This window comes from Trichodesmium erythraeum IMS101, from assembly GCF_000014265.1.
GTDB classification, from domain to species: domain Bacteria; phylum Cyanobacteriota; class Cyanobacteriia; order Cyanobacteriales; family Microcoleaceae; genus Trichodesmium; species Trichodesmium erythraeum.
The window spans coordinates 6,784,129-6,808,201 of the sequence record NC_008312.1; the positions used below are offsets into that span (position 1 = coordinate 6,784,129).

Sequence of the window (24,073 nt, forward strand, 5' to 3'; positions counted from 1 at the left end):
TATTTAATCAGCAGGTACACAAAATTAATTATACATTTTTTGATAGTAAATCCCCTACATTGCAGAGTTAACATCAAATTAGGATAAGTAAACATTTTTATAATAATACTTATTATACTTTAATAACTTTATGAAGACCGAGAAATATTTTCTTAGCTTTCTATATTGCCTCCAACCTGATATTATTAATACTTTACTTACTCACTCATAGAAAATTCAAAATTAAAGAACATGATAAACTGCCGCATTACTCTACTTCCCGGTGACGGCATTGGCCCTGAAATTATGGCAGTGGCGGTAGATGTCTTGAAAGTAGTTGGCAAGCAATTTAACCTCGAATTTGAATTTCAAGAAGCTCCTATTGGTGGAGTAGCTATTGATGCTACAGGAGAACCTCTACCTAAAGAAACTCTGGAAATGTGTCGTAATAGCAATGCAGTGTTATTAGCAGCTATCGGTGGTTACAAGTGGGATAATTTGCCCCGCCATCAACGACCAGAAACCGGACTATTAGGACTTAGAGCCGGATTAGGATTATTTGCCAATTTACGACCTGCTAAAATTTTCCCCCAATTAATAGATGCTTCAACTCTGAAACGAGAAATAGTTGAAGGAGTGGATATTATGGTGGTGCGAGAATTAACTGGTGGGGTATATTTTGGTACACCTAAGGGTGTGTTTGAAACGGAGACTAAAGAGAAACGGGGTGTCAATACAATGGCCTATTCTGAGTCAGAAATTGACCGTATTGCTAAAGTAGGATTTGAGACTGCCCAGAAACGAGGAGGTAAGTTGTGTTCCGTGGATAAAGCAAATGTTTTGGAAGTGTCTCAGTTCTGGCGCGATCGTATTAATCTAGTTGCCCAAGAATATCAAGATGTAGAGTTATCTCATTTATATGTAGATAATGCAGCTATGCAGCTTGTTCGTTTTCCGAAACAATTTGATACTATTGTCACAGGAAATTTATTTGGGGATATTCTTTCTGATGCTGCTGCCATGTTAACAGGAAGTATTGGGATGTTACCTTCTGCCAGTTTAGGTGCTTCTGGACCAGGAGTATTTGAACCTGTTCACGGTTCTGCGCCAGATATTGCTGGTCAGGATAAGGCTAATCCTTTGGCACAAGTTTTGAGTGTAGCAATGATGTTGCGTTATGCTTTAGAGCAACCTGTAGTAGCAGATAAAATTGAACAAGCGGTATTGCAAGTATTGGAGCAAGGTTATCGTACTGGTGATATTATGTCGGAAGGAATGAAACTCGTGGGATGTAAAGAAATGGGGGAGGTTTTGTTAAAAATATTGAGTTTGTAGCGAAAGGAGTAGAGAGTAGGGAACAAGGGAAAATTTGAAAAATATTCTGGCTTCAACACCTACAAAAATCTTTATTATGTCTAATTAATGAGGCTTAATATCCTATTTTCCCAGAGGAACCCACCAAACCCAGTTTTTTCCTAGATGCCTATTTAGACCTCTCCAAAAATACCAATTTTAGAAAGGTAGCAGATGGGTTTGAGAATTTTTTATGGAGAGGTCTATTATTAAAAATAACAATTTATCCTAACTCTTTTATAAAGCTGGAGTCCGTCTCCGTAAATCCTAAGTATTATTTGTAGCTTAATTATAAAAAATTGGTATTAGATATTTGGCTTGTTTATTTGCTGTTTTTTACCAATAAATACATTCAAGCACTATTAAACTCATTTTTTTTCCGATAAATATATGTAAGCACCATTATACTTATTGTTTAGCTACTCTAGTTTTACTTATAGTATATCCTATAATAGGTTAAGTCTTAAACCTAGGTGTAGTTAATTTTGTGTGACTGCTTAATAATTTAATCACAAGTATTCAAGTATTTTTTGATAGCCAATTAAGTAAATATTATCAGCTTAGAGTAATTAAATATACTTTAACAGAAAAGGATTGGATGAATAGGCAATTGCCACCATAAAATGTTGATCACAAATAAAGTCCTTACCTTGATCCCCAACCCTAATCAATCCTGTAACTCTAGCCAGCTTTCTTAATTTTCTTTGGCATCCAACTCAAGACTAGGTAAATTAGTCCCAAGTAAATTGTAGCTGTCAGTAAAATGTAGAAGCAATCAAAGTTAGCCATAATAAATGCCCTCCAGCTATAATTTTCTTTTTGCTCTGCATAGTTTTATTTTTCTTTAAAATTATGAATGTACCATCTCCTAATTTCGTATATCAGAGCGGTGAAAACCAGATTAGCTAGTTATGTTAAATTAGATGCAATTATGTATCTATGCTTACCTCTAATGAATTTTATTGTCACCTCATCTCCAATATTAATTGATGACTCATCTCATAAATAATTTTGAGAAAGAAAAATAACTTTTCTTTGTAACTATCATAATTAATTTTAACACAAATTATTTTTCTTTATGTTATTTATATAAAGAAAATTTTTCTACTAATCTCTCAACTTAGAAAGAAAGATTAAGGGAAAATCAATATTAATTATAAAAAATCAATATTAATCATAAAAAGTTATATTTCTTAATATCAAACTGATAGTTTGACCAAAATCTTACCATATCAGGATTATTCCTAAATATTTAGGGTTTGTTGAAAAAGTCTTTGGGTGAGGGTAAGAAACTGGAAATAAGGAATTAATTTTTCTGCGTTTTCCCACACAACCCAGGTAAAATCCTAAATGAGGGAAAATTAATTTTATAATTGTTTGGCATTTTTATCAAGCTAAGCCACCACTTAAATTGATGTCTCATCAGAATTCTATATTTATTTAGACAGGCCTATTGAGCTTGGCATATTAAAGATATTGACAAAGATATTGACAGGACTCACCTAAGCAACACTACATATAGTAGAATTCCCTAAAAATAATGTATAATTTTTAATTGGTGCATAAGTTCTATATTATTTATAAGTCTAGAGTAGAACTAATACCAACTAACCTGGGTAGTGACGATCCAGAAGTTGGACCTTTAACAATTCACTGGATAGCGATCGCCAATCTGACACTGGAAATATGTTCAAATAGAAATTGGATAGCCTTACAAATATCAAGTTTGGTATCAACTTTGGTAATGAGGGCTTACCCAAAACTACTATTCCAAGTAGGGGTATATTATTTGATATTTTGCTCAGGTCCTTGTAATCTGTTAGGAGATTATTAAATTCTCAGATATAGTCCGTCCTGGGTATGTACTGAGGAATTCCCACTCGCTTCTACTGAATTTCCTCGTTAAAACTTAGGGGTTTACAAAGATAGGTTTTTGACAATTAAGGGAATAAGATAAGACAAAGTAAATAACAGGTGCAGAGTAAACTTGAAAGGACAAACACCAGAAAATTAAAACCTTTTATGTTTCAAAGTTATCTATCAAAAACCATTTGATGTAGCAATGACAATTTTTGAGCTATTACCCATAGTTTCTCACCTAACTAGATAGACTCACATATATAGCTAATTTCCGGCAAATGATGTATGGAGTAAATGGTAAAAATCATGTATTGGGAGCATATTTCCCGTTGGGAGTACCTCATAAAGCTAAAATATGCTGTAATTATTTGTCGTTCCTTTCCTTAAAGTTTGTAGGAAAACTTTGCGCAAAATTTTGATAAAAAAAATTGTATTACTCCATTACTTTTTTCTAATTTGTTACCGTATCTTCTAACTCTATTTTGTTTTGTTATCGTCACAACTAGAAAAGAAAAAACCTCTCCTAAATCTTTGAAAATAACCTGTATATTTAATCAAGTTTTATTTTAATAAAGATGTTTATAAAGCATAGACTTATAAGTGGGGGTTAACTTCTGACTTGCCCGTAAGACTATATTTCCTTCTTCCTTGTTGAAAATGCCAAAAAAACAAAAGTTTCCTTATCTTCTTGGTTCTAAATGGACAGCAACTAAAAAAACTTGGGGATGGCGACATTTCCAAGTAGTAAATCGTAAAAATCAAGGTCAATGGGTATTTGCTGAAATGGTAGCATCCTGTGACTCAAATGTGAGATTTTGGCTAAATGCTAAACAACTAAAAGACCGCTCTCTTTGGCAGCCAGGATGGCAATCAACGCAAGAATTAGAACCTATTGAATAATAATAATAATGGATTATAAGCATCTAAAAAAAGCAATTGAATTATTAATCAATGCGACCAAATATTTAGAAGATATTGTCAGTGAAAAAAACACAAATAAAGTTAATAATCAAACAGTTAAAACTGCTCAAACAACTATCAAAAAAGCTATGGCAGAAATCTCTGCTGCAGTAAATCCGTGCCTCACAAATCATATTCCTGATAAATTTTTAGCCCAAGCAGAAAAATTAGGTATTCCCTTAGATGATATTGAGGTTATAGTTGCTATTTCTGAACATCATTCTAGTCAGTTAGCTGGTGTATTAAAAGAAATTGAAAATCGATCAGAAAATATTAAACGTAGGCGAGAATATTTTTTGCTCCGATTACCACAAATGCCAATAGAAAAGTTAGGTTCTCGACTACCAGTTATCAAAGCTACTGATTTTAATTGGCCGGAAAAACCGATTTCTAAAGAATATAAAGAGGCAATTAAAGCTAAATACAAAATTGATAGACTGATGACAAAAAAACCTGGTTCTAGAACATCTTTTTTTGCAAAAATTGAGGCTGCAGAGAAGAATTTAGCTCAATCTCAAGCGGTTGAAAATGATTATGACTTAGATCAAGAAATTCCATTTTAAATGTTATTATTCTCTCAAACTTCTAATTCAGTCGGAGACTATATCATGTCGGGTTAAATAATTATAATGAAAGCTGCTACTAGAACAATATCTCTATCTATCTTAGGGTTCTTGTCTTACTACGAATAAATCGAATCTCCGTAATTATCTTACTTGTATCAAACGAAAAACTCTTTGTTACTCTAAGCCAGAAATTATGCTGGGATATTCAGTGAAATTATTAATTTACGCTTCTGAAATTCAGAGATGTTCCTCTACCATTGAGGGATTAGCTACGGCAGCGATCGCTTGTCCTCCAGTGGAAAAAAATTACTAGAAATCTATATTTCCTACTTTCAAAAAAGTGGTTATTTTCCGACTCCTTCAAATCAATTTATACCACCTAATAAAGACATTGGGTCTTTGGAAATCAATTAAAACTAATATCATATAAAAAAATTGATCCTTTGCAATTAAACTAACTTTTCCCAACAACAACTTCCCCTTTCCCTTCGCTGAAGAATGACTAGCGATCGCTCATAAGTTTTCTTATTTTTAGTGTTAAAAGAATTAACAAACTGTACTTTATTATCTAGGTAAAGTGCTGTAATTTTAATAATTTTAATGGTCGCGATCGCCTATTGTTACATCGTTAATAAAATCCATCAATAAAGTATTAAATTTCTCTGGTGTTTCCCAATAAACTATATCTTGGGTGCCAATTTTGACTTTTTGTGATTTAAGTTCTATTTGATATTAAAAAATTATAGTCAGTACTTAGGCACACATCACAAATCAAAGTTATTGGGGATATAAAATCACAAATTATCAAAAGTTTACTCTATAATGTTTTTAGTATTTCATAACTAACAAACACTATAAACTTTGACTTAATTTGGGTTTTAGCCTTTTTTTTGCTTAATTCTCTATAACTTTATTATATAAAACCTTTAGGGGTATTTCATATTGCGGATATCCACAGCGGTTCGCTATTATTTGAATCAAAACCATTACGCGAGCAGGACTAATTCTGAAATATCTCCTTCAATGAGCTGAAACCTCTCTGATAAATATCACTTAATAATTTAATCAGATTCTTTTCTTTTTGGGGGTCACAGTCGAATGTGCTTGTCCATTCAGCATAAGTTAAATCTCCATCTGTGATAGGCTTAAACTGTAATGTTGCTACATAGTTCCTGAGAGGGAAGGAAGATTCTAGAATTGAGTAAGAGTATAAATAATTTAAGTCGCTCAGAACTAATAGCTTTTCGCGAATAGATCCGCCTTCTATGAAATTTACACTACGAACACAGCCAATTTCATCAGCTGCCTTATTATCTTCTATGAAACTGGTAGCAACAACTGGATGCCATCTAGGTAGAGAATTAAAATTTCTAGTCTTCATCCATACTTGATCAATATGAGCATTGATAACAGAACTTATAAAAACTTTAACCATTATTTAAATATTTTTGATACTCTATTATCCAATATGTAGATCATAAACTAAGTTTTTGTGATAGTACTACAAAAATTTAAGCTTAACTCTTTGATATTAAATCCCGTTTAGACATAAGCTTGATTTTGAAGACTAGACACTTATCTTAAGGTCTGAATAAAAAAGGGTTAGAGATAAATTTGAAAAAGTTACTTTTGAGAACTAAGTTTGGTCTAGTATCTCTAATTATAAATAATTTAGCGGATACTATAAAAAAAACAGTGGGACAGACTATCGCCTATCCCAGGATTTTCTAAATTAGTAAATTAGTATCTTCTTTGATTAGGCTTGTGTACGATAAAGCTCAATACTTGACATTGCTTCACATTATCAAAACCCATTACACGAATAAAGCAGTCAGGATTTTCACTACGGCAAGCATCAATTTCTACTAAAACTTCATCAATTGTTCTGGCTTGGAACAGAGGTAACTTCCACAAAGTCCAGTAGTGCATTTCTGCATCAGAAGACTCACTAAACTCTACACCAGCAATAAACCCTTGATCCAAAATGTATTGTAGTTGTTTACGAATTTGAAGATCAGTTAGAGGAGGTAAATAGGAAAGGGTCTCGTAACGACGCTCTTTTGGTAATGTTCTCATGTTTTTTTTTACTGTTTAATTAATGTACAACCTGCTTCATTAAACTGATATAAAACATCACAATTAGTGAAATATTAATGTTTACTTCCTGCTTCTGGTGTCGCTCTCGGCAGCACAATATCCACAGGCATCAACTTTCAACCTAACCGCATCTCTCACTATAAAAGTATGCTTTAAAGCTCATCAGTTCCTTGTTCAGGATCTAGACTAGGGTCAGCTATTTCCAGTTGCGTTATCTTCTCGAGATACCCACGACGATGTTCAATATTAGCTTTTTGAATGCTACTACGAACCATTTCCGGTAAATAATCAGCTACTTCCTCTGCCAAATGCTGTCGAACGGTCATCACTCTAAATGCTAATTCTTGATTTTCCTGAAGTAGCTCTTGTAGGTAAGCTTCTCCATCTTGAATTTTGCCTGTTGAGGAAAAACCACTTAACCAGATCCCTAAGGGAGGGTTCGTCTCTCGTAACTGATTCGTTACAGTTCGTACAGCTTGGTAAGTTAGGTAGCTTGTTAGTACCTTTGCAGTATCTTTTGCAACTTTTTTTATATCCATTTTTGACCAAAAAATAGGGTCTCAAATCTACCTTTTTCAACGAATGAAAAAAGTAAACTTCAGTATTTCTTGCCTTCTACTTTAGTAGAAGGTATTAATAACTGATATTTGATAACTGAAATGACCCTAGCCTGAACTTATGGTTAGACTTTAGATTTTAGATTAAGGATTGATTAATTTCTTCGTACTTAAGTTTGACGCAATTATCTATCTGTTGACCTATTCAATCTAAAGTCTTCCATTTTCCATAGACTTAGAGGGTGTCCATAGCCTCGAACTCGAACTTAATTTCTTTCCAGAGTTCACAAGCAACGGCCAAATCAGGAGACCACTTAGCAGCTTCACGAATTACATCGCCACCTTCACGGAACAAGTTGCGACCTTCGTTACGAGCTTGGATACAAGCTTCCAGAGCTACACGGTTAGCTGTTGCACCAGGAGCATTACCCCAAGGGTGGCCTAAAGTACCACCACCGAATTGTAAGCAGGAATCATCACCGAAGATTTCTACTAGAGCTGGCATATGCCAAACGTGAATACCACCAGAAGCTACTGGCATTACACCAGGCATAGAAGCCCAATCTTGAGTAAAGTAAATACCACGTTCCCGGTCTTGCTCAACGTGGTCTTCCCGCATTAAGTCTACAAAGCCCATTGTAATGCCTTTTTCACCTTCGAGCTTTCCAACCACAGTACCTGAGTGGAGGTGGTCACCACCAGACATTCTCAAGCACTTAGCTAAAACCCGGAAGTGAATACCGTGGGCTTTCTGACGGTCAATAACAGCGTGCATTGCCCGGTGAATGTGTAATAATACACCATTACGACGGCACCATTTCGCTAGAGTTGTATTAGCTGTAAAACCACCTGTTAGATAGTCGTGCATAATGATTGGAGTACCAATCTCCTTAGCAAAATCTGCACGCTCTAACATTTCTTCACAGGTAGGGGCAGTTACGTTGAGGTAGTGACCTTTAATTTCACCTGTTTCGGCTTGGGCCTTTTCAATAGCTTCTTGAGCGAATAGGAAGCGATCGCGCCAGCGCATGAAAGGTTGAGAGTTAATATTTTCGTCATCCTTGGTGAAGTCTAAGCCTCCACGTAAGCACTCATAAACTGCTCTACCGTAGTTCTTAGCGGATAAACCTAACTTAGGCTTAATAGTACAACCTAATAAAGGACGACCATATTTATTTAATTTATCACGCTCAACAGTAATACCGTGAGGAGGGCCTTGGAAAGTCTTCAGGTAAGCAACTGGAATCCTTAAGTCTTCCAGACGTAGTGACCGTAGTGCTTTGAAACCAAATACGTTACCGACAATAGAGGTTAACATATTAGTTACAGAGCCTTCCTCAAATAAATCTAGAGGATAAGCTACATAGCAAATATATTGATTATCTTCACCAGGAACAGATTCAATATCATAACAACGACCTTTGTAGCGATCAAGGTCAGTCAATAAGTCAGTCCATACTGTTGTCCAAGTACCAGTAGAAGATTCAGCAGCCACTGCAGCACCAGCTTCTTCTGGAGGAACTCCAGGTTGAGGACTCATACGGAAAGCTGCTAAAAGGTCTGTATCTTTTGGTATGTAATCAGGGGTATAGTAAGTCAGTTTATAGTCTTTTACTCCAGCCTGATACCCAGATTTAGACTGAGTTTGTGTTTTAGCGTAACTCATATCTTAATTTTCCTAAGAATTTCTTTACTGCTTCATAAACTCATAAAGCTCATACAAAAAGTCACAAAAAGTGACAAATTGATGTTTAATTCCTGTTTCTACTGAGGCCGTTGACGGTTGCTCATCCACAGGTGTTAACGGTCAAGTAGACCGCATTTCTTGAGTGTATCTTGCATTGTATCTTAGATAGTATCAAGAATTGTAACTTTTTTACTTAAAAGATTTTTTTTTTATTGATAACTTTTTTTAATCCTTTTGTTACATTTGTTGACTTTATCGTAGTAATAGTTATCAATAAATCAAGTGCATAATTACTTATTGACAAACAAACATAGATATGCACATCAAAACTTACTTCTGACAATAAGATTAAATACTCAGTGAGCTATTAAGTAAGCTATAAGGGATCATAAGAAAATAACATACTTAGGACAAACTCAAGACTCTGATGATTAACTAATCTCAGCAATTATACTTTGATGTTTTCTAGTAAGTATGACTAACGATTAAAGGAAATAATCGTTTTTTTCATAAACAAAATCACCAGCCAATATAGCAACAAAAAAATCCCTAAATTAATTTTCATGGTGGGGTTAATTATTTAGCATCTATCTATTAATAACTATCCTGTGAAAATACTCAACTATCCTACATTTAATCTGCATTTTTTTACTACAAAAATAAAAGTTACCAAAATGGATTATTCTTAACTATAAAGATTTCCTTAATTTGACTCGTACTAAGCAAATTAGATGTACGTTAGTGGAATGAAAAATATTTTTAGATCTGTTAAGGATAGATTGTTAAATCTAATCTCACATTCCCCAAATATACTTGTAACGTTTAAAGTAGTATAAAAAAACCTAAGTATTTATACTATTATATTTATATTATATAAATCATCTTCATTGAGTAGATTCAGGAGGTCTAAAGTCTCCCCTTTCAAGGGAATAAAAAAAATAAATCTGCCCTTTAGCCTCTGCCTATTGAGGATTTCTTGCCTCCCTATTCCATTGAGGTAATGTAGCTATTGACTTTGGGGGAGTAAAACAAAGCAAACCCATCTAATTTGCTGATTCCTAATATATATTTTGAAAATCAAATAAAAGCCATAAATGGAAAGTCTTTTATCAACAAGCGCCATAAAGCATGACTTCTTCAAAATTACCCCCTTTATAGACAAGATACGTTTGCCCTGGGGAGTGAAAAAATTGAATAATCATCAAATAAAACCCACAGAAACTAAGGGGGATGAGGGAAAAACCAAATGCTGAAACCTTAAACGGTCAATCTTTTCCTTTCTGCCTTTTAGCCTCTGCCTTTTGGTATATCTCCGAGTTTGGAACTGTGGGAATAACTTCTTATGTCTTCAGAAAGAATCTCTTGAGAAAGCGCTTCCATTTTATAATTATCCTTTCGGAACTGTTCTGAGAAATCTAAGATTATCTACATAAATCTTTGAAGAGGCTCGCTTATATCAGTTCTATTTCTACTTCACCTTAGCAATGTCGAAATTATCCAGCTCCTCTAGTACACGCAGTCATTCGCAGAATGAGAAGCATACCTGTTTGTGAACTCCATTGCTAAATTTAACATCGTTTGTCGCTGATTTGAAGATGTATACATTAGGGAAAGTAACTCTATATATTCCTAATAATTGCCCTATTCTTGATGGCTACTTCCATATCCAACTAGTTATCAATTCTTGTCAGCTACTAATTTCATAGATGTTCTTTGTATTTTAATATATTAACCTACATTATTCTTTTATACTACACTTAGTAAAATTATCTAGCCTTTGTCAATTTGATAATAATTTTTAACATTTCTTAAAATTTTCAGGAGAGATGGTCAGGGGGAATTTTGACAGAACACCTTTTGATAACCGGATGTTGTTATGAAATACCCGTTGTATTCTTTAATGAAACGCTATATTAGTTTTGTGTAGCTAGGTTCGATCGAAAAAATTGGGTATAAAACTCTGCCTTTTAAGGCGAAATGTTTTTAAAGAGTTGCTCAAAATTTCTGTGACAAACACAACTTCTAAATTCTAACTTCTGACAATGACTGTACATCAGTCCCTATTATCAAAAATCCACTGTATAAACCCCCATTGTCCAAATCCAATCCAGATATGGGGCAATAAATTTTGCCAAAATTGTGGCACCCCTGTGCTACTCAAAGATCGCTACATTCCCCTGAGAAAAATAAGTAAAGGTGGTTTTGCCAACATCTATATTGTTTGGGACAAAAAAACTCAAACCGAACGTGTCCTAAAAGTATTACTAGAAACTTCCCCAAAAGCTCTTGAGTTGTTTGATCAGGAAGCTTGGGTTCTAGCAAATTTGAATCATTCTGGCATTCCCAAGGTGGAACCAGAAGACTATTTTCACCTCCGCAGGCGAAATAGTAAGTCAGAAGTTGGCCATTCTAGCCAATGTTTTTTGCCATGTTTGGTGATGGAAAAAATTGATGGTTGTACCCTAGAAGAAATTATCGAACAATATCCCCAAGGATGTCCCGATATTTATGTGATCGACTGGCTTCTCCAAGCAATAGAAATTTTTAGGGAACTACACAACCGAAAAATTATTCACAGAGACATTAAACCATCTAATTTAATGTTACGAGGATTGGAAATTTCCTCCCTGACAAAATTATCCCCAACTTTTTCTCATCATCAAAGAAAAAAGAGGGGTCAACTAATAGTAATTGACTTTGGGGGAGTGAAACAAATGAATAACTATAGAATCAAACCTACAAAAACTGTGCCAAAATGCAGTACAACTCGGTTAGTTTCCCCTGGATATAGTCCCCCAGAGCAAATTACTGGAGGTGAAATAGGTCCTTTTACAGATTTTTATGCTTTGGGTCGTACTTGCATTCATTTATTAACTGGTCAATATCCGACAGACTTGGAAGATCCCTCCACTGGTAAACTGAAGTGGCGACAGTTAAAGCCTGTGAATTCGACTTTGGCTAATTTACTTGATGATATGGTTAGTTTAGATGTATCTCAACGACCAGCTACGGCAGCAGAAGTTCAAGTCCGTTTAGCTAAAATTTATCGACAACAAAAGAGGTCTCTGGGAATATCTATTTTTGCTACAAGGATTAAAAATTTCCTGAAGCTTCAGTTGATCAACTTGGGTAAGAATATTAGTAGGCTGTATCTTACTGCATCTCAAATAGTTCATCAAATAGTTGCAGGTTGTGTAGATACATTTTGGGAAATGATACTGGGAGGAGTCGGGGGAAGTCTTGGGGCGATATTCGGATTAATTTTTGCTTATTGGTCAGGAGTTGGCGATCGCTTTGCTGGTTTATTTTCTAATTTTTTGTTTCTGGTGTCAGATGTTCCTTTAACTATTGGTCCGGAAATAGTTGTCTTTGGTTTGGCAGGCTTAGGGACGGGAGTTGGTTTAACTGATGTGGGAGGTTTTGGTCAGCGTCGTCGTTATTGGTTGGCTGCATTTGTGGGAATTATTGGTTATATTTTAGGTGGGTTATGTTGGCAATTTTCTCAAGTTGCTAACAGTGTCTATACGACAACAGAGGATTTAATTATTCTAGAAATTATGGGTAAGTTGTCTGTGGGAGTAGCGACTGGTGTTATTACTCTGGGTTTAGGTTTAAGAAGGTATCATTCGGTTTATGCTTTGTTGGTTGCTGGTTTGACAGCGATCGTTTTTGTTGGTTTTGAGCAATTAAATATATTTCCAAAGCTATTTTTAGAGTTTATTGTGGTGAGTCAAAGTCAGCCTAGTTTATTAGAATTTTTTGCTAGTATAAGTTTTTTTGGTTTATTAGGTTGTATTGCTGGTTTTTGTCTGGGTGTAAGTCATTATATTATTGTTCCTCTTTTACAGAGATTAGGTTTATAGTATAATAAGGAATCAGAAATTTAGAATAAAATAAATAAGCATTCAGCTAGCAGAATTATTAATTCTATAAATCTGTTATAGCTGAATATTTTTTAATTGTTGAAATTCTGTTTATTCCTCTTCTTGCTATTGAAATTTAACAGGTTATTTGTCAGTGTTATATTTCTTATATTTTCCATATTTTGCACCTGTTTATACAGCTAATTTAGTAGCAAAATTATTAATTATATAAATCGGTTTTGGCTGGATATTTTCTAATGGTTAAAGTTCTGTTTTTTCCTATTCTTAATCTTGAGATTTAACAGATTATTTATCAGGGCTGTCTTTCTCATATTTTCGATATTTTACACCTGATTATGCAGCCAGTTTAGTAGTAGAATTATTAATTATATAAATCGGTTCTGGCTGAATATTTTCTAATAGTTAAAGTTCTGTTTTTTCCTGTTCTTGCTCTTGAGATTTAACAGATTCTTCCTCAGGGTTGTCTTTCCCATATTCTTTATACTTTTTACCTGGTTCTGCAGCCAGTTTAGTAGTAGAATTATTAATTCTATAAATCGGTTCTGGCTGAATATTTTCTAATGGTTGAAGTTCTGTTTTTTCCTGGTCTTGCTCTTGAGATTTAGCAAATTTTTGGTTGGGCAAGTTATCCTCTGGAGTTTTTACATCATTTTCTTTCTCATAATCCCATTTTACTCCAGGTTCAGCTACAGCTTGAGCGGCTGGATTATTAATTTCATAATTAGGTTCTGGTTTAATAATTTCTAACTGCTGAACAACGGAATTTTCCTGTTTTTCATCTTGATCTTGATGAGACTTTTTCCTCTTAATTCCAGCTCTACGTCTGCGAGAAGTCTGCTCTTCAGTAGTATTTTCTGTAACAACTTCATACAAAATTGCTAACTTATTTTTATCACTACCTCGACGCAAAACTCGACCTAACCTTTGAATATATTCTCGTTCGCTACCTGTACCAGACAAAATAACTGCTACCCTCGCATCTGGAACATCAACACCTTCATTTAAAACATGAGAAGCTACAATAGTTTTATATTCCCCAGTCCGAAATTTACTTAAAACTTCATGGCGTTCTTTTACAGGTGTTTGATGAGTAATTGCCGGGATTAAAAAGTCATGGGAAATTCGATAAACTGTAGTATTATCAGCTGTAAAAATTAAGGTACGTTCTGGGAAATGTTGAACCAGTAAATTACTTAAAGTTCGCAATTTTCCCTCAGTACCAAGAGCAATTTCTTTAGCTTGACGGTGAGCTAGCATTGCTCGACGACCAGCAGTAGAACGAGCACTCGCTATAACAAAGTTTTTCCAACCATTTACCCCACCTAATTTAATATTTGCCTGTGTTAAAAAGTCATTTCTAATTATCATTAACTTGTTATATTCTTCACGCTCTTGTGGCGATAGTTTAACCATTATTTGCACGATTTTATGGTCAGCTAAGGCGCTACCTGCTAACTCTTCAGGAGTTTTGCTAAAAACGGTAGGTCCAATTAAATAATTTAGGTCAGAATGACGACCATCGGAACGGTTAGGGGTAGCGGTAAGACCGAGGCGATAAGGAGAGATCGCGTATTCGGCTATCACCCGATAAAAATCAGTGGGCAAGTGGTGGCATTCATCGAAAACTAATAGAGCATATTTATTTCCGATCGTCTCGGCATGAATAGTTGCACTATCGTAAGTTGCTACTAAAATTGGTGTTTTATCCCTAGAACCACCTCCGAGCAACCCTACCTCTACATCGGGAAACGCTGCGTTTAAATGTGCATACCATTGGTGCATTAAATCTAGGGTAGGCACTACTACAAGGGTACTGCGGGGAGTTGCCTGCATTGCTAGTTGTGCCAAATATGTTTTACCCGAAGCAGTGGGGAGGATAACAACTCCATTTCTATTATTTTGTTTCCAAGCTTTTAATGCAGCTTCCTGATGGGGGTAGGGTAGCATCTCGAAACTAGGAATGAGCTCAAGAGGTGCAAACTCTTTAGCTTTGTCAATAAAGTCGATTTTTTCTGCTTTTAACAATTCTACTAAAGGCCGATAGTCTATTGCCCTAACCCGGAATTTTTCTACCCGGTCATCCCAGGTAGCGTAGTCTATCCAAGTTTTTCCCTGGGGTGGGGGATGGAGGATAAGAGTCCCGCGATCGAATGAGATAGTTGGTTTACGATACATTATAGGGTTTTCAAGTTAAAAGTCAGGAGTGAAAAGTTAAAAGTCATGAACTTTAACGCTATAGTAATTTTAGGAAATTATTGGACATCTAAAGTTTGAAACTATTTGTAACATTCTTTTTTCAAGTTAGTATTATACCATTTTAATAAAGTTATCTGGAAAACCCTTGTATTTATTGGTAGCTGCTACTAACTTTTCCACAGTATCAGCTTGCATGGCTTCGACTATATCTAGTTCATGTCTCCACTGGTGATATTTTATGACAGCTTCTTCTAATCTATTTCGCTCAGCATCAGGTAAGGAAGGATTATTTAGATAAGCGGCTTTGTTGTATAAAGATAGAAAATATGGTAACAATAAGCGTGTGGCACAAGAAACCTATAGTAAGGGTAGAGATGAGTAAGTCCAAGTCCAAGTCTAAGTACCTCTTCAGCAACTGGTCGTAGGTCTGATGCGTCCCTAAGACAGAGAGGGAGCCTCACATTTTGGTTGAATGATGAAGTCATAGAGCAGTGGGTAAATCAACAAAAAACTGGACGTAGGGGGGCATCAAATACCTATAGCAATACGGCCATTGAATTTATGGTCACTATACAATCATTGTTTGGTCTGGCCGGACGACAGACTGAAGGTTTTGTCGAATCTATATTTCAATTGATGGACTTAGATTTACCAGTACCAGACCATAGCACTGTATCCCGTCCCTTGCTCAAACTGAATATCCAACTGCCAGTTATACCAACTAATGAAACTATTCCGTACAGTAGTAGACTCTACAGGGGTGAAAGTTTACGGAGAAGGTGAATGGAAAACAAAAGTTCATGGTGTCAGTAAACGGCGTACATGGGGTAAATTACACCTAGGAGTAAATGAGGCTACAGGAGAGATTGTCAGTGGAGTAGTGACTACCAATGATGTCAGTGATTCACAAGCATTTTCTGAACTTGAGAAATGGAGTAGATGGGGAAATAGCCCAAGTATCAGGAGATGGAGCCTATGACAAGTATAAATGTTACCAGAAAGCTAACCAACTAGGAGCAAAAGTAACAATTCCACCCAGGAAAAATGCAGTAATAGGTCAACACGGCAACTGCAAATGCCCACCTCATCCCAGAGATGAAAACCTCAGAAGAATCAGAAAGGTAGGACGCCAAAAATGGAAGCATGAAAGTGGTTACCATCGGCGTTCTCTATCAGAAACCACAATGTTTAGACTCAAAGTGAGCTTTGGAGGTCAGTTACGACGAGGAAAATTCGAAAGCCCAAGCAGTAGAGTTGTTCATACAATGTGCCATGCTGAACCGTATGATTCAAACAGGTAAACCCAAAAGTCACAAAGTGAAAATCTAGTTAACTTCCTGATGGAAGTTTTTGGCGATCACTACTTTCATGCAACAAAGCCCCTTTAGATGGAGGCTTTCCATTGACAAAGGTTCAACTGTACGGTTGTTGTTGACATAGACATTGGTAAAAGAAGTCCCGAAGTCCACTCCTATTTTCCATCGATATTGGAGCCTAATTTCCTCGGGAGTCTTCAGCAAAATTAAACCAATGCAGTTTCCCGAACTATCCTGGCACTCAATAAAACTGGGAAATTCTTCTAGGCGATCTATTTGATAAGCACCCCGACCATGCACAAGGGTGACGCTCTTTTGCTTCCGGTAGATACACTTGGAAAGTATCTTCTCCAAACTCAGCATCGTAATAAAAAGCATAATAAGAGTGCCATCCCTCTCCTCGGAAATTCGGCCATATTTCCAATACCTGCACTTCAGGCAAAGCATTTTCCTCTTTTATCGGATAATTTTTATAAATTTGATAATTCTTCGGCTGCCGAGGGTCATCTTTGAGCTCCGAAAGGGGCAAGTCTAGGATGACTCGCACTTGGGGTCCGTCGCTGCTATTTATTTGAGCTAGCTCGACCTTGGCAATTAAATCTTCTGGAGTAAAATAGTGGAGAAGTATAGGCTTGAGGGGTATTAGGGGCGTAATGCTTTGACCCTGAAAAATTAACTTCGTCCCTTGGGGTAAGAAAGCTCCCGGCAGGGCATCCTCTTGGTTTACAAACCGGAATTCTTCTAGGAATAAGTTCTGGGAATCTTTCCACTCAATATCTGGCAACATAATTTCTTTTTTAGTGTCTATAATTGTAAACAAGCTACCTGAAATTTACTTATTACATAATATAGGAGTCTACAATGAAAATTTCAGATCAAAAAAATCCAGCTAGACCTCAAATAGGTGTTTATGTAGTCGCTATAGCTGTAAGTACAGGTTTGACTTTAACTGCCATACGCGCTTTTCCTAGAATATTTCTACCCACAGATAACAGGGAAACGAGTCAAAATAAACCTCAAAGTCAGCTAGTAGTAAATACAAAAGTTCCTCAGATAGCACAAGTACCAATAAAAGCTGATAGTTTTGTCGCCACTGCGGTTGAGAAAGTAGGACCGGCTGTCGTACGCATAGATACAGAACGTACAGTAGCGCGTAATACACCCAATTTTTTTAATGACCCATTTTTCCGTCGCTTTTTTGGAAATGATAGTTTTTCCCAAGTTCCTAAGAAGTTTCAACAACAGGGACAAGGCTCTGGTTTTATTACTGATAGTAGTGGTATTATTTTGACTAATGCCCATGTTATTAAAGGTGCAGATTCAGTTACAGTTAAGCTTAAAGATGGGCGGAGTTTTGAGGGAGAAGTAAGAGGTCTTGATGAACCTTCTGATTTAGCAGTGATCAAAATTGATGGGGAAAATTTACCTGTTGCATTTTTAGGAAATTCTGCTCGGGTCAAAGTCGGCGACTGGGCGATCGCTGTAGGAAATCCCCTGGGGTTAGATAATACGGTAACTTTGGGTATTGTTAGTTCTCTAAACCGCGCTAGTTCGGAAGTTGGTATCCCTGATAAACGTCTTGATTTTATTCAAACTGATGCTGCTATTAATCCTGGTAACTCTGGAGGTCCTTTGGTAAATTCTCAGGGAGAAGTTATTGGTATTAATACAGCTATTCGTGCTGATGGGCAAGGTATCGGATTTGCTATACCTATAGATGAGGCAAAGGTGATTCAAGAAAAGTTAGTTAAAGGTGAAAGTATACCTCGTCCTTATATTGGGGTGCGGATGGTTACTTTGACTCCAGAAATTATTGAAAAAATTAATAAAAATCCCAATTCCTCAATACAGTTGCCTGAGACTGATGGTGTTTTAATCGCACAAGTAATTTCTAATAGTCCAGCAGCTAAAGGGGGTTTACGACTTGGGGATGTGGTTACAGAAATTGATGGTCAAAAAATTGCTACTGCTGAAGAATTACAGAGTATAGTTCAGAAAGGTCAAATTGGTAAACCTCTAAATATTACGGTAAAACGTGGTAAAGAGACTCAAACGTTTTCTGTGAGTCCACAAGAATTACAGGATGCTAATTAATCAAAGTTGTTTCTTAATTTCGTAATTATTATTATAGTTATCGAATGCGCTTACTTTGGAGTTGGAAGATTCTACTATCATGGCAAAAACTCCAAGTAGGGCTTTTGTTTTAGTGACAAAACTCCTACGAGATATGAATGAGACTGACACTAAAAGATTTGATATTACTTTTCAGCAGAAATAGTAAAGGTAGAGTGGGCAAATATGAATGGACTCACTATCAAGCTAGAGTCATAGCTATTTTGCCACTTGTTTGTCTGGTTCATAAATGGGTGAAACTGACTGCGTTTTTCAGTCTACCTAAAAGTTACTGTTGACTGATGCTTTTCTTGAATTAACCTGGTAGATATATATCTACTAAATCATTACTAGTTATTGTTGTTAGTTCGGGAGTTCAATTATAGAGAGGAAAGTATTACCACTATCACTAGAAAAACCTATTAACACTAGGGTATAATCTACTTTGCTTAAAATTAAAGGTATTAGAAGTGATACCATTAGCTGTAAATTTTGGTAGCTCTGCATTTAACACAGTATTATTATGGATATTCTTAGTGAGTAGCTCTGCATTTAACACAGTATTATTATGGATATTCTTAGTTTGCCTATAGTTGACAAGTATAGTTGAAGTTTTCTGCGCTCTTAAAAAGACTTGTCAGTTTACAACTTAAAAAAAACTACCAAAAGCCTGATTCTGTAAAGATTGTACATGTTGGAAAGTAATAATCCTTGAATTATTTTCTCTGTCTAGGTTAGAGTGTTTTCCTTGGTTTAGCAACACAACTCTCAAGAATGGGTAAAAGACAAGTTCGCCTCTAGAGGGAAATATCCTATAAAGTTATGACTGTTTAAAAATCAATTACTTTGACTAAAAGTTAAATCACTAACTGCAAATAGGGTATTGACGTCTTTGCTAAAGCCTTAACTATGATACTGAATATAATTTGTGGAATATTTATTTATAGGAGTGTCCTAAGTTCTTCTTTTATTTGTCCCATTGTTTTCATTTGAGAAAGATACACCAAATATTTGAGCAGGTATACTAAAAAAAAACCAGATGATGTTCCAAAAATGGGTTGAGATAATCAACTATTATAATATTCTCTTAATCTTTATTGGGTAGATATTTATTGTAAACTATTATTGAACATAGCTATATAATAACAGTACATATGACCAGTATAAATAGATAAGGTGAATTTTGAGCAAGCCTTCGTTTTTTACTCTGATAATTCTGAATATTGATCTGGTTGAGATTAAGAGCTGATTTATAGATAATTAATTTGTTCTATACAGAATACAGCTAAATATCTTGATGTATAAAATAAATTAATTATATTAACTGGAGTAATTTAGTAGTTTAGCCTTTCACTTGACTTGAAAAAAAACTCTTAGTTAATTCCTTTTGTGGAATGACAATAATCAGCTTTTGTGATACCTCTCTTCTTCCCCATTTTCAGATAAAAGCTGGCCAAATTATAGGTTAATACTCCTGAATATCTAAGCTAATGTTACATTAAATACTTTTTGTTTATTACCTATGTAATATCAAAACATATTAGGCATAGAGTAATATCAAAACACATTAAACAGAAAAATATTGTTGATAACAAGGACTAATTAATTCATGAAGACTACTTTTCGACAACAATCTCTAATTACAGCTTTTTTAATGACTGTTTCTATAATGTTTTATTGTAGTTTATTTTTGAATGAAGCTAACAGTCAAATGCCCAAGTCCTCGTCTGGAAACAAGTATCCTAAAGGTTTTGTAGATAGTTATCAGGCAAGTTGTCAATTTAATGCTGTGGCAAAAGGCTTGTCTCAAGAAAAGTCTAAAACTATATGCGATTGTACCTTAAATCACTTTAGATCTAAATATACTTTAGAAAAATTTCAACAACTATTGAAACAATCAACAAAGGACAAAACACTAGATGAGTTAATAGAAGTTGGAGAGCTTTGTGCTGAACAATTAATCAATTGATATAGCAGTTCTCAAGTTACGATCATTAAAAACTTGGGCTTACTTTGTGGTTAACTGAATTACCCTTGATGAAATTTCCTAAATCTACTTGCTTAGGGAAGGCAAAAGGTAGAAGGGAAGAAAAAAACAAGAAGGAAAAGCTTTTTTGATGACTTATTATCTAAATATGATAGGACTTAGATAACTGCACTATATGTAGTTGACTTGTTCCTAGAGACATTTATCACAAAATGTAAAATTAATGCATCAAAAAATCCCTATTATGAGATGATAAAATAATGACTAATTTTCCGAAAAATATGGACTTTGGTTATATTTATCCGACACTAATATTTGCTCAATTCTGACAGGAACTACAGTTTAGTTAATTGATATAACTAACTAAAAAAAATTAGCTATGATACAATAAATTCTTATGGAAAAATATCAGATTTAAGTTAACTATGGGCTACTATGCTAACATAAGATTTATGGCGAGATCTCAAAGGGGACTTGACAGTTACATAAGAACTAACTATATGGATTTTAACTTACACATATATAGGGATAAATGCCCTTAGATGAAACAGTCTTCAGAAAAAAATCGGCGACGGCGCTGGAATATTTCTAGGTGGGCGATCGCTAAACCTTGGCTAACTATCTGTTTTTGGTTAACTGTAACTATAGCAGGGTTATTTGCTTTTACCAGTCTCAAATATGCTTTATTTCCAGAGGTCAGTTTTCCTGTAGTAGTGTTACAAGCTCAGGGAAATTTTGACACTGCGATAGAAACAGAAAATGCAATTACCGCTCCTATTGAAAATGCTGTAAAAGTCCTGGAAAAGAAAGGGATGTATGAATTACGTTCTTCGACGTATCCAGGTCAAACAGTTATAAACATGGCTTTTAGCACTCTCAATAATTTAAAGTCGGCAACAGCAGATGTGGAAACTGCCCTCAAACAAGTAACTCTACCTCCAAAAACTAGTTTAGAAATAATTAGTCTGGACTTAAATGAGTCGGCAGCTATTAGTTATGCTATTACCAGTGACAGTCAAACCCTGAAAGAATTGACTGAAGTTGCTCAAAATCAAGTTATTCCTACTATTGCAGAATTACCAGGAGTTTTAAAGGTTAATTTACTGGGTGATACTTCCAGAAAACAAAAGGATGGGGAAAAATTAACCTCTAGGTCTGTGCCTACTTTAGTTAGTTTCAATGCTAAAAATGCTATAGCTTTTCAAGTAGTTAAACTTGCTGATGCTAATACTCTAGAAGTTGTCAGTAGAGTAGAAGCAACTGTAGAAAAATTGCAGTCTGACTTACCAGAAATTCAACTCGTTTTAGCAGAAACTCAGGCAAATTATATTCAGGAGTCAACTCAAGCTACTATTGATGCTTTATTATTGGGAATTATTCTGGCGGTGCTGGTGATTTTTCTTTTCTTACAGAATTTTCTGGCAACAATAATTACAGCTTTAGCAATACCTGTTTCCCTATTGGGTACTTGTATTGTGATGGGGATCTTTGGGTTTAATTTGGAAACTATTACTCTTTTAGCATTGGCAATAGTTATTGGAATTATTGTTGATGATGCTATTGTTGATGTGGAAAATATTGTTAGGCATATTGAGGTAGGAAAAACTTCTAGGCAAGCAGCAATTTCTGGTACTGATGAAATAGGTGTAACTGTTGTTGCTTCTACTTTGACTATTGCTGCAGTATTTCTACCAGTTGCTTTTATGGGAGATACTCTTGGTCAATTTTTTCAACCTTTTGGTTTGACGGTTTCTGCAGCAGTGTTAATTTCTTTGTTGGTTGCCCGCACTTTATCCCCCGTATTGGCAGGTTGGTGGTTGGGAAATGGAGCCAGGAGCCAGGGTGGAAAAGGCAGTCGGCTTTCTGCAGGAGAAATTAAACTGAGGCATAAGTCTGGTTTATCAGGGAAATTTGCTGATTTGAATAATGATGACAATAAGCCAAGTTTATTGTTTGGTCTCGTCAGTTCTGAGGAAAATTATGCCGCTTTGAAGGAAGATAAATTGAGGCGAAGACCAGAGTGGGAAAAGATTTTATCTAATCAATACCAAAGATTACTTAACTGGTCCCTAGACCATCGCCAAATTGTTATGGCAATAGCTTTATTGAGTTTTGTTGCTGGTGTAGCAATGATTCCTCTAGTTCCTAAGGGGTTGGTGCCTCAGCTCGATCGAGGAGAATTTAATGTTATTTACTCTTATCCTCTGCCTAATTTTCTGAGTAATACTGAAAAATCTCTCCCTCTCGAAAAAATTCAACCACCTCCTAATAACTCAATTTTTGGAGAGGGTGCATTTAATTGGATGAATAATTTAACTGGTTCTCCCACTAGAATATTGTTGAGAAAATCTCGTAGAATAGCTCAAAAAATTGAGAAGGTAGTTTTGTCTTCCCCAGAGGTGGAGTCTGTTTTTAGTATTGCGGGTTTCCATGGTGAACCAAATAGTGGCAAAATATATGTGAAGTTGAAAAATGAGCGATCGCTAACTACTGCTCAAGTACAGGAGCAAACTCGCATTGCTTTATCAGAATTAGAAAGGGTAGCTATCAGTGTTGAGGATATTCCTTTTGTGGAGACTGGTACTGGAAAACCTTTTGAAATTATGCTGTTGGGAGATAACCGGGAAATTCTCTACAAAAGTGCGACGGAAATTCAAGCTCAGATTGAAAAAATACCAGGTTTTGTAGACATAACTATAACGTCTCAGTTTCAGAATTTTGATAACCCGATGGAAATAACTCGCCGTGGTCTGAAACAGGTTGTGTATATTACTGCTAATCTTTCTGATACTCTGGGGTTGGCTGATGCTATTAATTTAACCGTTCCAGCGGCTCAAACTATTTTACCAGATGGTGTGGAATTAGATCTGGGAGGAGATTCTCTGAGGGTGGGAGAAGTTTTTGGTAGTTTTGCTTTGACTTTGGGTTTGTCTATTGTTTGTATGTTGGCAGTGCTGTTGTTACTATTTGGTAGATTTTTGGAGCCTTTGGTGGTAGGTTTGTGTTTGCCCCTGTCTATTGTGGGAGCAATGTTAGGGTTGTTAGTGACTCAGAGTTATTTTGGTGTTATTTCCCTACTAGGTCTGATTTTTCTTCTTGGTTTGCTTGACAAAAATGCTTTGTTGTTGATGGACTATATTAATCTATTACGTCAGTCTGGTTTCGACCGGAAGGATGCTATTTTGGCAACTGGTGTCGTCCGACTGCGACCCATTTTGATGACGACAAGTTCGACGGTTTTAGGAATGTTGCCTATCGCTCTGGGGTTAGGTGCTGGGGCAGAGTTACGACAACCTCTGGCGGTGGCAATTATTGGGGGGTTGATTACTTCTTCTTTGTTGAGTTTGGTTGTAGTTCCTGTTTTGTATACTTTATTGGAAGATTGGTTGGATAATCAAAATGGTTGATTTTTTGGGCGGCGGAACTCAAAAGTTAAGGGTTAAAAGTAAGGTTTGATGGGTTTAGAGATTCAACGTCATTTCTGACATCAGATTAAATGGGCTGGGTTTGGTGACAAAA

General features: G+C 35.6%; 16 protein-coding genes and 1 pseudogene. 9 read left to right on the forward strand and 8 right to left on the reverse strand.

Annotation, left to right across the window (positions count from 1 at the left end; translation table 11 throughout):
* Nucleotides 1-231 precede the first annotated feature (231 nt).
* The 4 genes from leuB to TERY_RS21280 all read left to right on the forward strand — a co-directional run bounded on the left by leuB (nt 232) and on the right by TERY_RS21280 (nt 4,715).
* Nucleotides 232-1,314 carry a 3-isopropylmalate dehydrogenase gene (gene leuB, locus TERY_RS21265; RefSeq protein WP_011613717.1) on the forward strand — a complete coding sequence of 361 codons (1,083 nt, stop codon included), beginning with the start codon at nt 232-234 and terminating at the stop codon, nt 1,312-1,314.
* A 1,576-nt stretch (nt 1,315-2,890) separates the two neighbouring features.
* Nucleotides 2,891-3,166, forward strand: a complete 276-nt coding sequence (locus TERY_RS21270) for a hypothetical protein (protein ID WP_044136985.1) — start codon at nt 2,891-2,893, stop codon at nt 3,164-3,166.
* Nucleotides 3,167-3,849: 683 nt separating this feature from the next.
* Nucleotides 3,850-4,092: a TIGR02450 family Trp-rich protein gene (locus TERY_RS21275; protein WP_011613719.1), complete on the forward strand. Its 243-nt coding sequence runs from the start codon at nt 3,850-3,852 to the stop codon at nt 4,090-4,092.
* An 8-nt stretch (nt 4,093-4,100) separates the two neighbouring features.
* On the forward strand, nt 4,101-4,715 hold the full coding sequence (locus tag TERY_RS21280; RefSeq protein WP_011613720.1) for a hypothetical protein: 615 nt from the start codon (nt 4,101-4,103) through the stop codon (nt 4,713-4,715).
* 1,003 nt (nt 4,716-5,718) lie between these two features.
* Here TERY_RS21280 and TERY_RS21285 read toward each other — a convergent pair.
* The 4 genes from TERY_RS21285 to TERY_RS21300 all read right to left on the reverse strand — a co-directional run bounded on the left by TERY_RS21285 (nt 5,719) and on the right by TERY_RS21300 (nt 9,038).
* On the reverse strand, nt 5,719-6,153 hold the full coding sequence (locus tag TERY_RS21285) for an SRPBCC family protein (protein WP_011613721.1): 435 nt from the start codon (nt 6,151-6,153) through the stop codon (nt 5,719-5,721).
* Between the two features lie 305 nt (nt 6,154-6,458).
* Nucleotides 6,459-6,794 (reverse strand): ribulose bisphosphate carboxylase small subunit, encoded by a 336-nt coding sequence (locus TERY_RS21290; RefSeq protein ID WP_011613722.1) that lies wholly within the window; start codon nt 6,792-6,794, stop codon nt 6,459-6,461.
* Nucleotides 6,795-6,967: 173 nt separating this feature from the next.
* The gene (locus TERY_RS21295; protein ID WP_011613723.1) at nt 6,968-7,354 is read right to left on the reverse strand and encodes a RuBisCO chaperone RbcX; all 387 of its coding nucleotides are present in this window, start codon (nt 7,352-7,354) and stop codon (nt 6,968-6,970) included.
* Between the two features lie 253 nt (nt 7,355-7,607).
* Nucleotides 7,608-9,038, reverse strand: a complete 1,431-nt coding sequence (locus TERY_RS21300; RefSeq protein WP_011613724.1) for a form I ribulose bisphosphate carboxylase large subunit — start codon at nt 9,036-9,038, stop codon at nt 7,608-7,610.
* 2,063 nt (nt 9,039-11,101) lie between these two features.
* Between TERY_RS21300 and TERY_RS21305 the strand changes: the two genes are divergently transcribed.
* Nucleotides 11,102-12,922 carry a protein kinase domain-containing protein gene (locus TERY_RS21305; RefSeq protein WP_011613725.1) on the forward strand — a complete coding sequence of 607 codons (1,821 nt, stop codon included), beginning with the start codon at nt 11,102-11,104 and terminating at the stop codon, nt 12,920-12,922.
* A 423-nt stretch (nt 12,923-13,345) separates the two neighbouring features.
* On the opposite strand, the gene TERY_RS21310 is transcribed toward TERY_RS21305, so the two are convergent.
* Nucleotides 13,346-15,118 (reverse strand): DEAD/DEAH box helicase family protein, encoded by a 1,773-nt coding sequence (locus TERY_RS21310; RefSeq protein WP_011613726.1) that lies wholly within the window; start codon nt 15,116-15,118, stop codon nt 13,346-13,348.
* A gap of 132 nt (nt 15,119-15,250) precedes the next feature.
* The gene (locus TERY_RS21315; protein WP_044136986.1) at nt 15,251-15,475 is read right to left on the reverse strand and encodes a hypothetical protein; all 225 of its coding nucleotides are present in this window, start codon (nt 15,473-15,475) and stop codon (nt 15,251-15,253) included.
* A 38-nt stretch (nt 15,476-15,513) separates the two neighbouring features.
* On the opposite strand from TERY_RS21315, the pseudogene TERY_RS21320 reads away from it, so the two are divergent.
* Nucleotides 15,514-16,468 (forward strand): annotated as a pseudogene (locus tag TERY_RS21320) (IS5 family transposase).
* Here TERY_RS21320 and TERY_RS33795 read toward each other — a convergent pair.
* Both TERY_RS33795 and TERY_RS21325 read right to left on the reverse strand, forming a co-directional pair.
* Nucleotides 16,465-16,755, reverse strand: a complete 291-nt coding sequence (locus tag TERY_RS33795) for a hypothetical protein (RefSeq protein WP_155994560.1) — start codon at nt 16,753-16,755, stop codon at nt 16,465-16,467. The pseudogene TERY_RS21320 and the gene TERY_RS33795 overlap by 4 nt on opposite strands.
* Nucleotides 16,697-17,242: a hypothetical protein gene (locus tag TERY_RS21325; protein ID WP_011613728.1), complete on the reverse strand. Its 546-nt coding sequence runs from the start codon at nt 17,240-17,242 to the stop codon at nt 16,697-16,699. The genes TERY_RS33795 and TERY_RS21325 overlap by 59 nt, the downstream gene beginning before the upstream one ends.
* 74 nt (nt 17,243-17,316) lie before the next feature.
* On the opposite strand from TERY_RS21325, the gene TERY_RS21330 reads away from it, so the two are divergent.
* The 3 genes from TERY_RS21330 to TERY_RS21340 all read left to right on the forward strand — a co-directional run bounded on the left by TERY_RS21330 (nt 17,317) and on the right by TERY_RS21340 (nt 23,961).
* Nucleotides 17,317-18,549 carry an HhoA/HhoB/HtrA family serine endopeptidase gene (locus TERY_RS21330; protein WP_011613729.1) on the forward strand — a complete coding sequence of 411 codons (1,233 nt, stop codon included), beginning with the start codon at nt 17,317-17,319 and terminating at the stop codon, nt 18,547-18,549.
* 1,627 nt (nt 18,550-20,176) lie between these two features.
* Nucleotides 20,177-20,536: a hypothetical protein gene (locus tag TERY_RS21335; RefSeq protein ID WP_011613730.1), complete on the forward strand. Its 360-nt coding sequence runs from the start codon at nt 20,177-20,179 to the stop codon at nt 20,534-20,536.
* A 560-nt stretch (nt 20,537-21,096) separates the two neighbouring features.
* Entirely contained in the window at nt 21,097-23,961 is a 2,865-nt protein-coding gene (locus TERY_RS21340; protein WP_011613731.1) for an efflux RND transporter permease subunit, read from the forward strand.
* Nucleotides 23,962-24,073: the final 112 nt, after the last annotated feature.

Excerpts from the sequence above, each read along its gene's own strand:
- TERY_RS21290 (WP_011613722.1), bottom strand. The coding sequence starts at position 6,794 with ATGAGAACATTACCAAAAGAGCGTCGTTACGAGACCCTTTCCTATTTA.
- TERY_RS21340 (WP_011613731.1), top strand. The coding sequence starts at position 21,097 with ATGAAACAGTCTTCAGAAAAAAATCGGCGACGGCGCTGGAATATTTCT.
- TERY_RS21280 (WP_011613720.1), top strand. The coding sequence starts at position 4,101 with ATGGATTATAAGCATCTAAAAAAAGCAATTGAATTATTAATCAATGCG.
- TERY_RS21310 (WP_011613726.1), bottom strand. The coding sequence starts at position 15,118 with ATGTATCGTAAACCAACTATCTCATTCGATCGCGGGACTCTTATCCTC.
- TERY_RS21285 (WP_011613721.1), bottom strand. The coding sequence starts at position 6,153 with ATGGTTAAAGTTTTTATAAGTTCTGTTATCAATGCTCATATTGATCAA.
- TERY_RS21305 (WP_011613725.1), top strand. The coding sequence starts at position 11,102 with ATGACTGTACATCAGTCCCTATTATCAAAAATCCACTGTATAAACCCC.
- TERY_RS21335 (WP_011613730.1), top strand. The coding sequence starts at position 20,177 with ATGAAGACTACTTTTCGACAACAATCTCTAATTACAGCTTTTTTAATG.
- TERY_RS21295 (WP_011613723.1), bottom strand. The coding sequence starts at position 7,354 with ATGGATATAAAAAAAGTTGCAAAAGATACTGCAAAGGTACTAACAAGC.
- TERY_RS21325 (WP_011613728.1), bottom strand. The coding sequence starts at position 17,242 with ATGTTGCCAGATATTGAGTGGAAAGATTCCCAGAACTTATTCCTAGAA.
- TERY_RS21275 (WP_011613719.1), top strand. The coding sequence starts at position 3,850 with ATGCCAAAAAAACAAAAGTTTCCTTATCTTCTTGGTTCTAAATGGACA.
- TERY_RS21300 (WP_011613724.1), bottom strand. The coding sequence starts at position 9,038 with ATGAGTTACGCTAAAACACAAACTCAGTCTAAATCTGGGTATCAGGCT.
- leuB (WP_011613717.1), top strand. The coding sequence starts at position 232 with ATGATAAACTGCCGCATTACTCTACTTCCCGGTGACGGCATTGGCCCT.
- TERY_RS21330 (WP_011613729.1), top strand. The coding sequence starts at position 17,317 with ATGAAAATTTCAGATCAAAAAAATCCAGCTAGACCTCAAATAGGTGTT.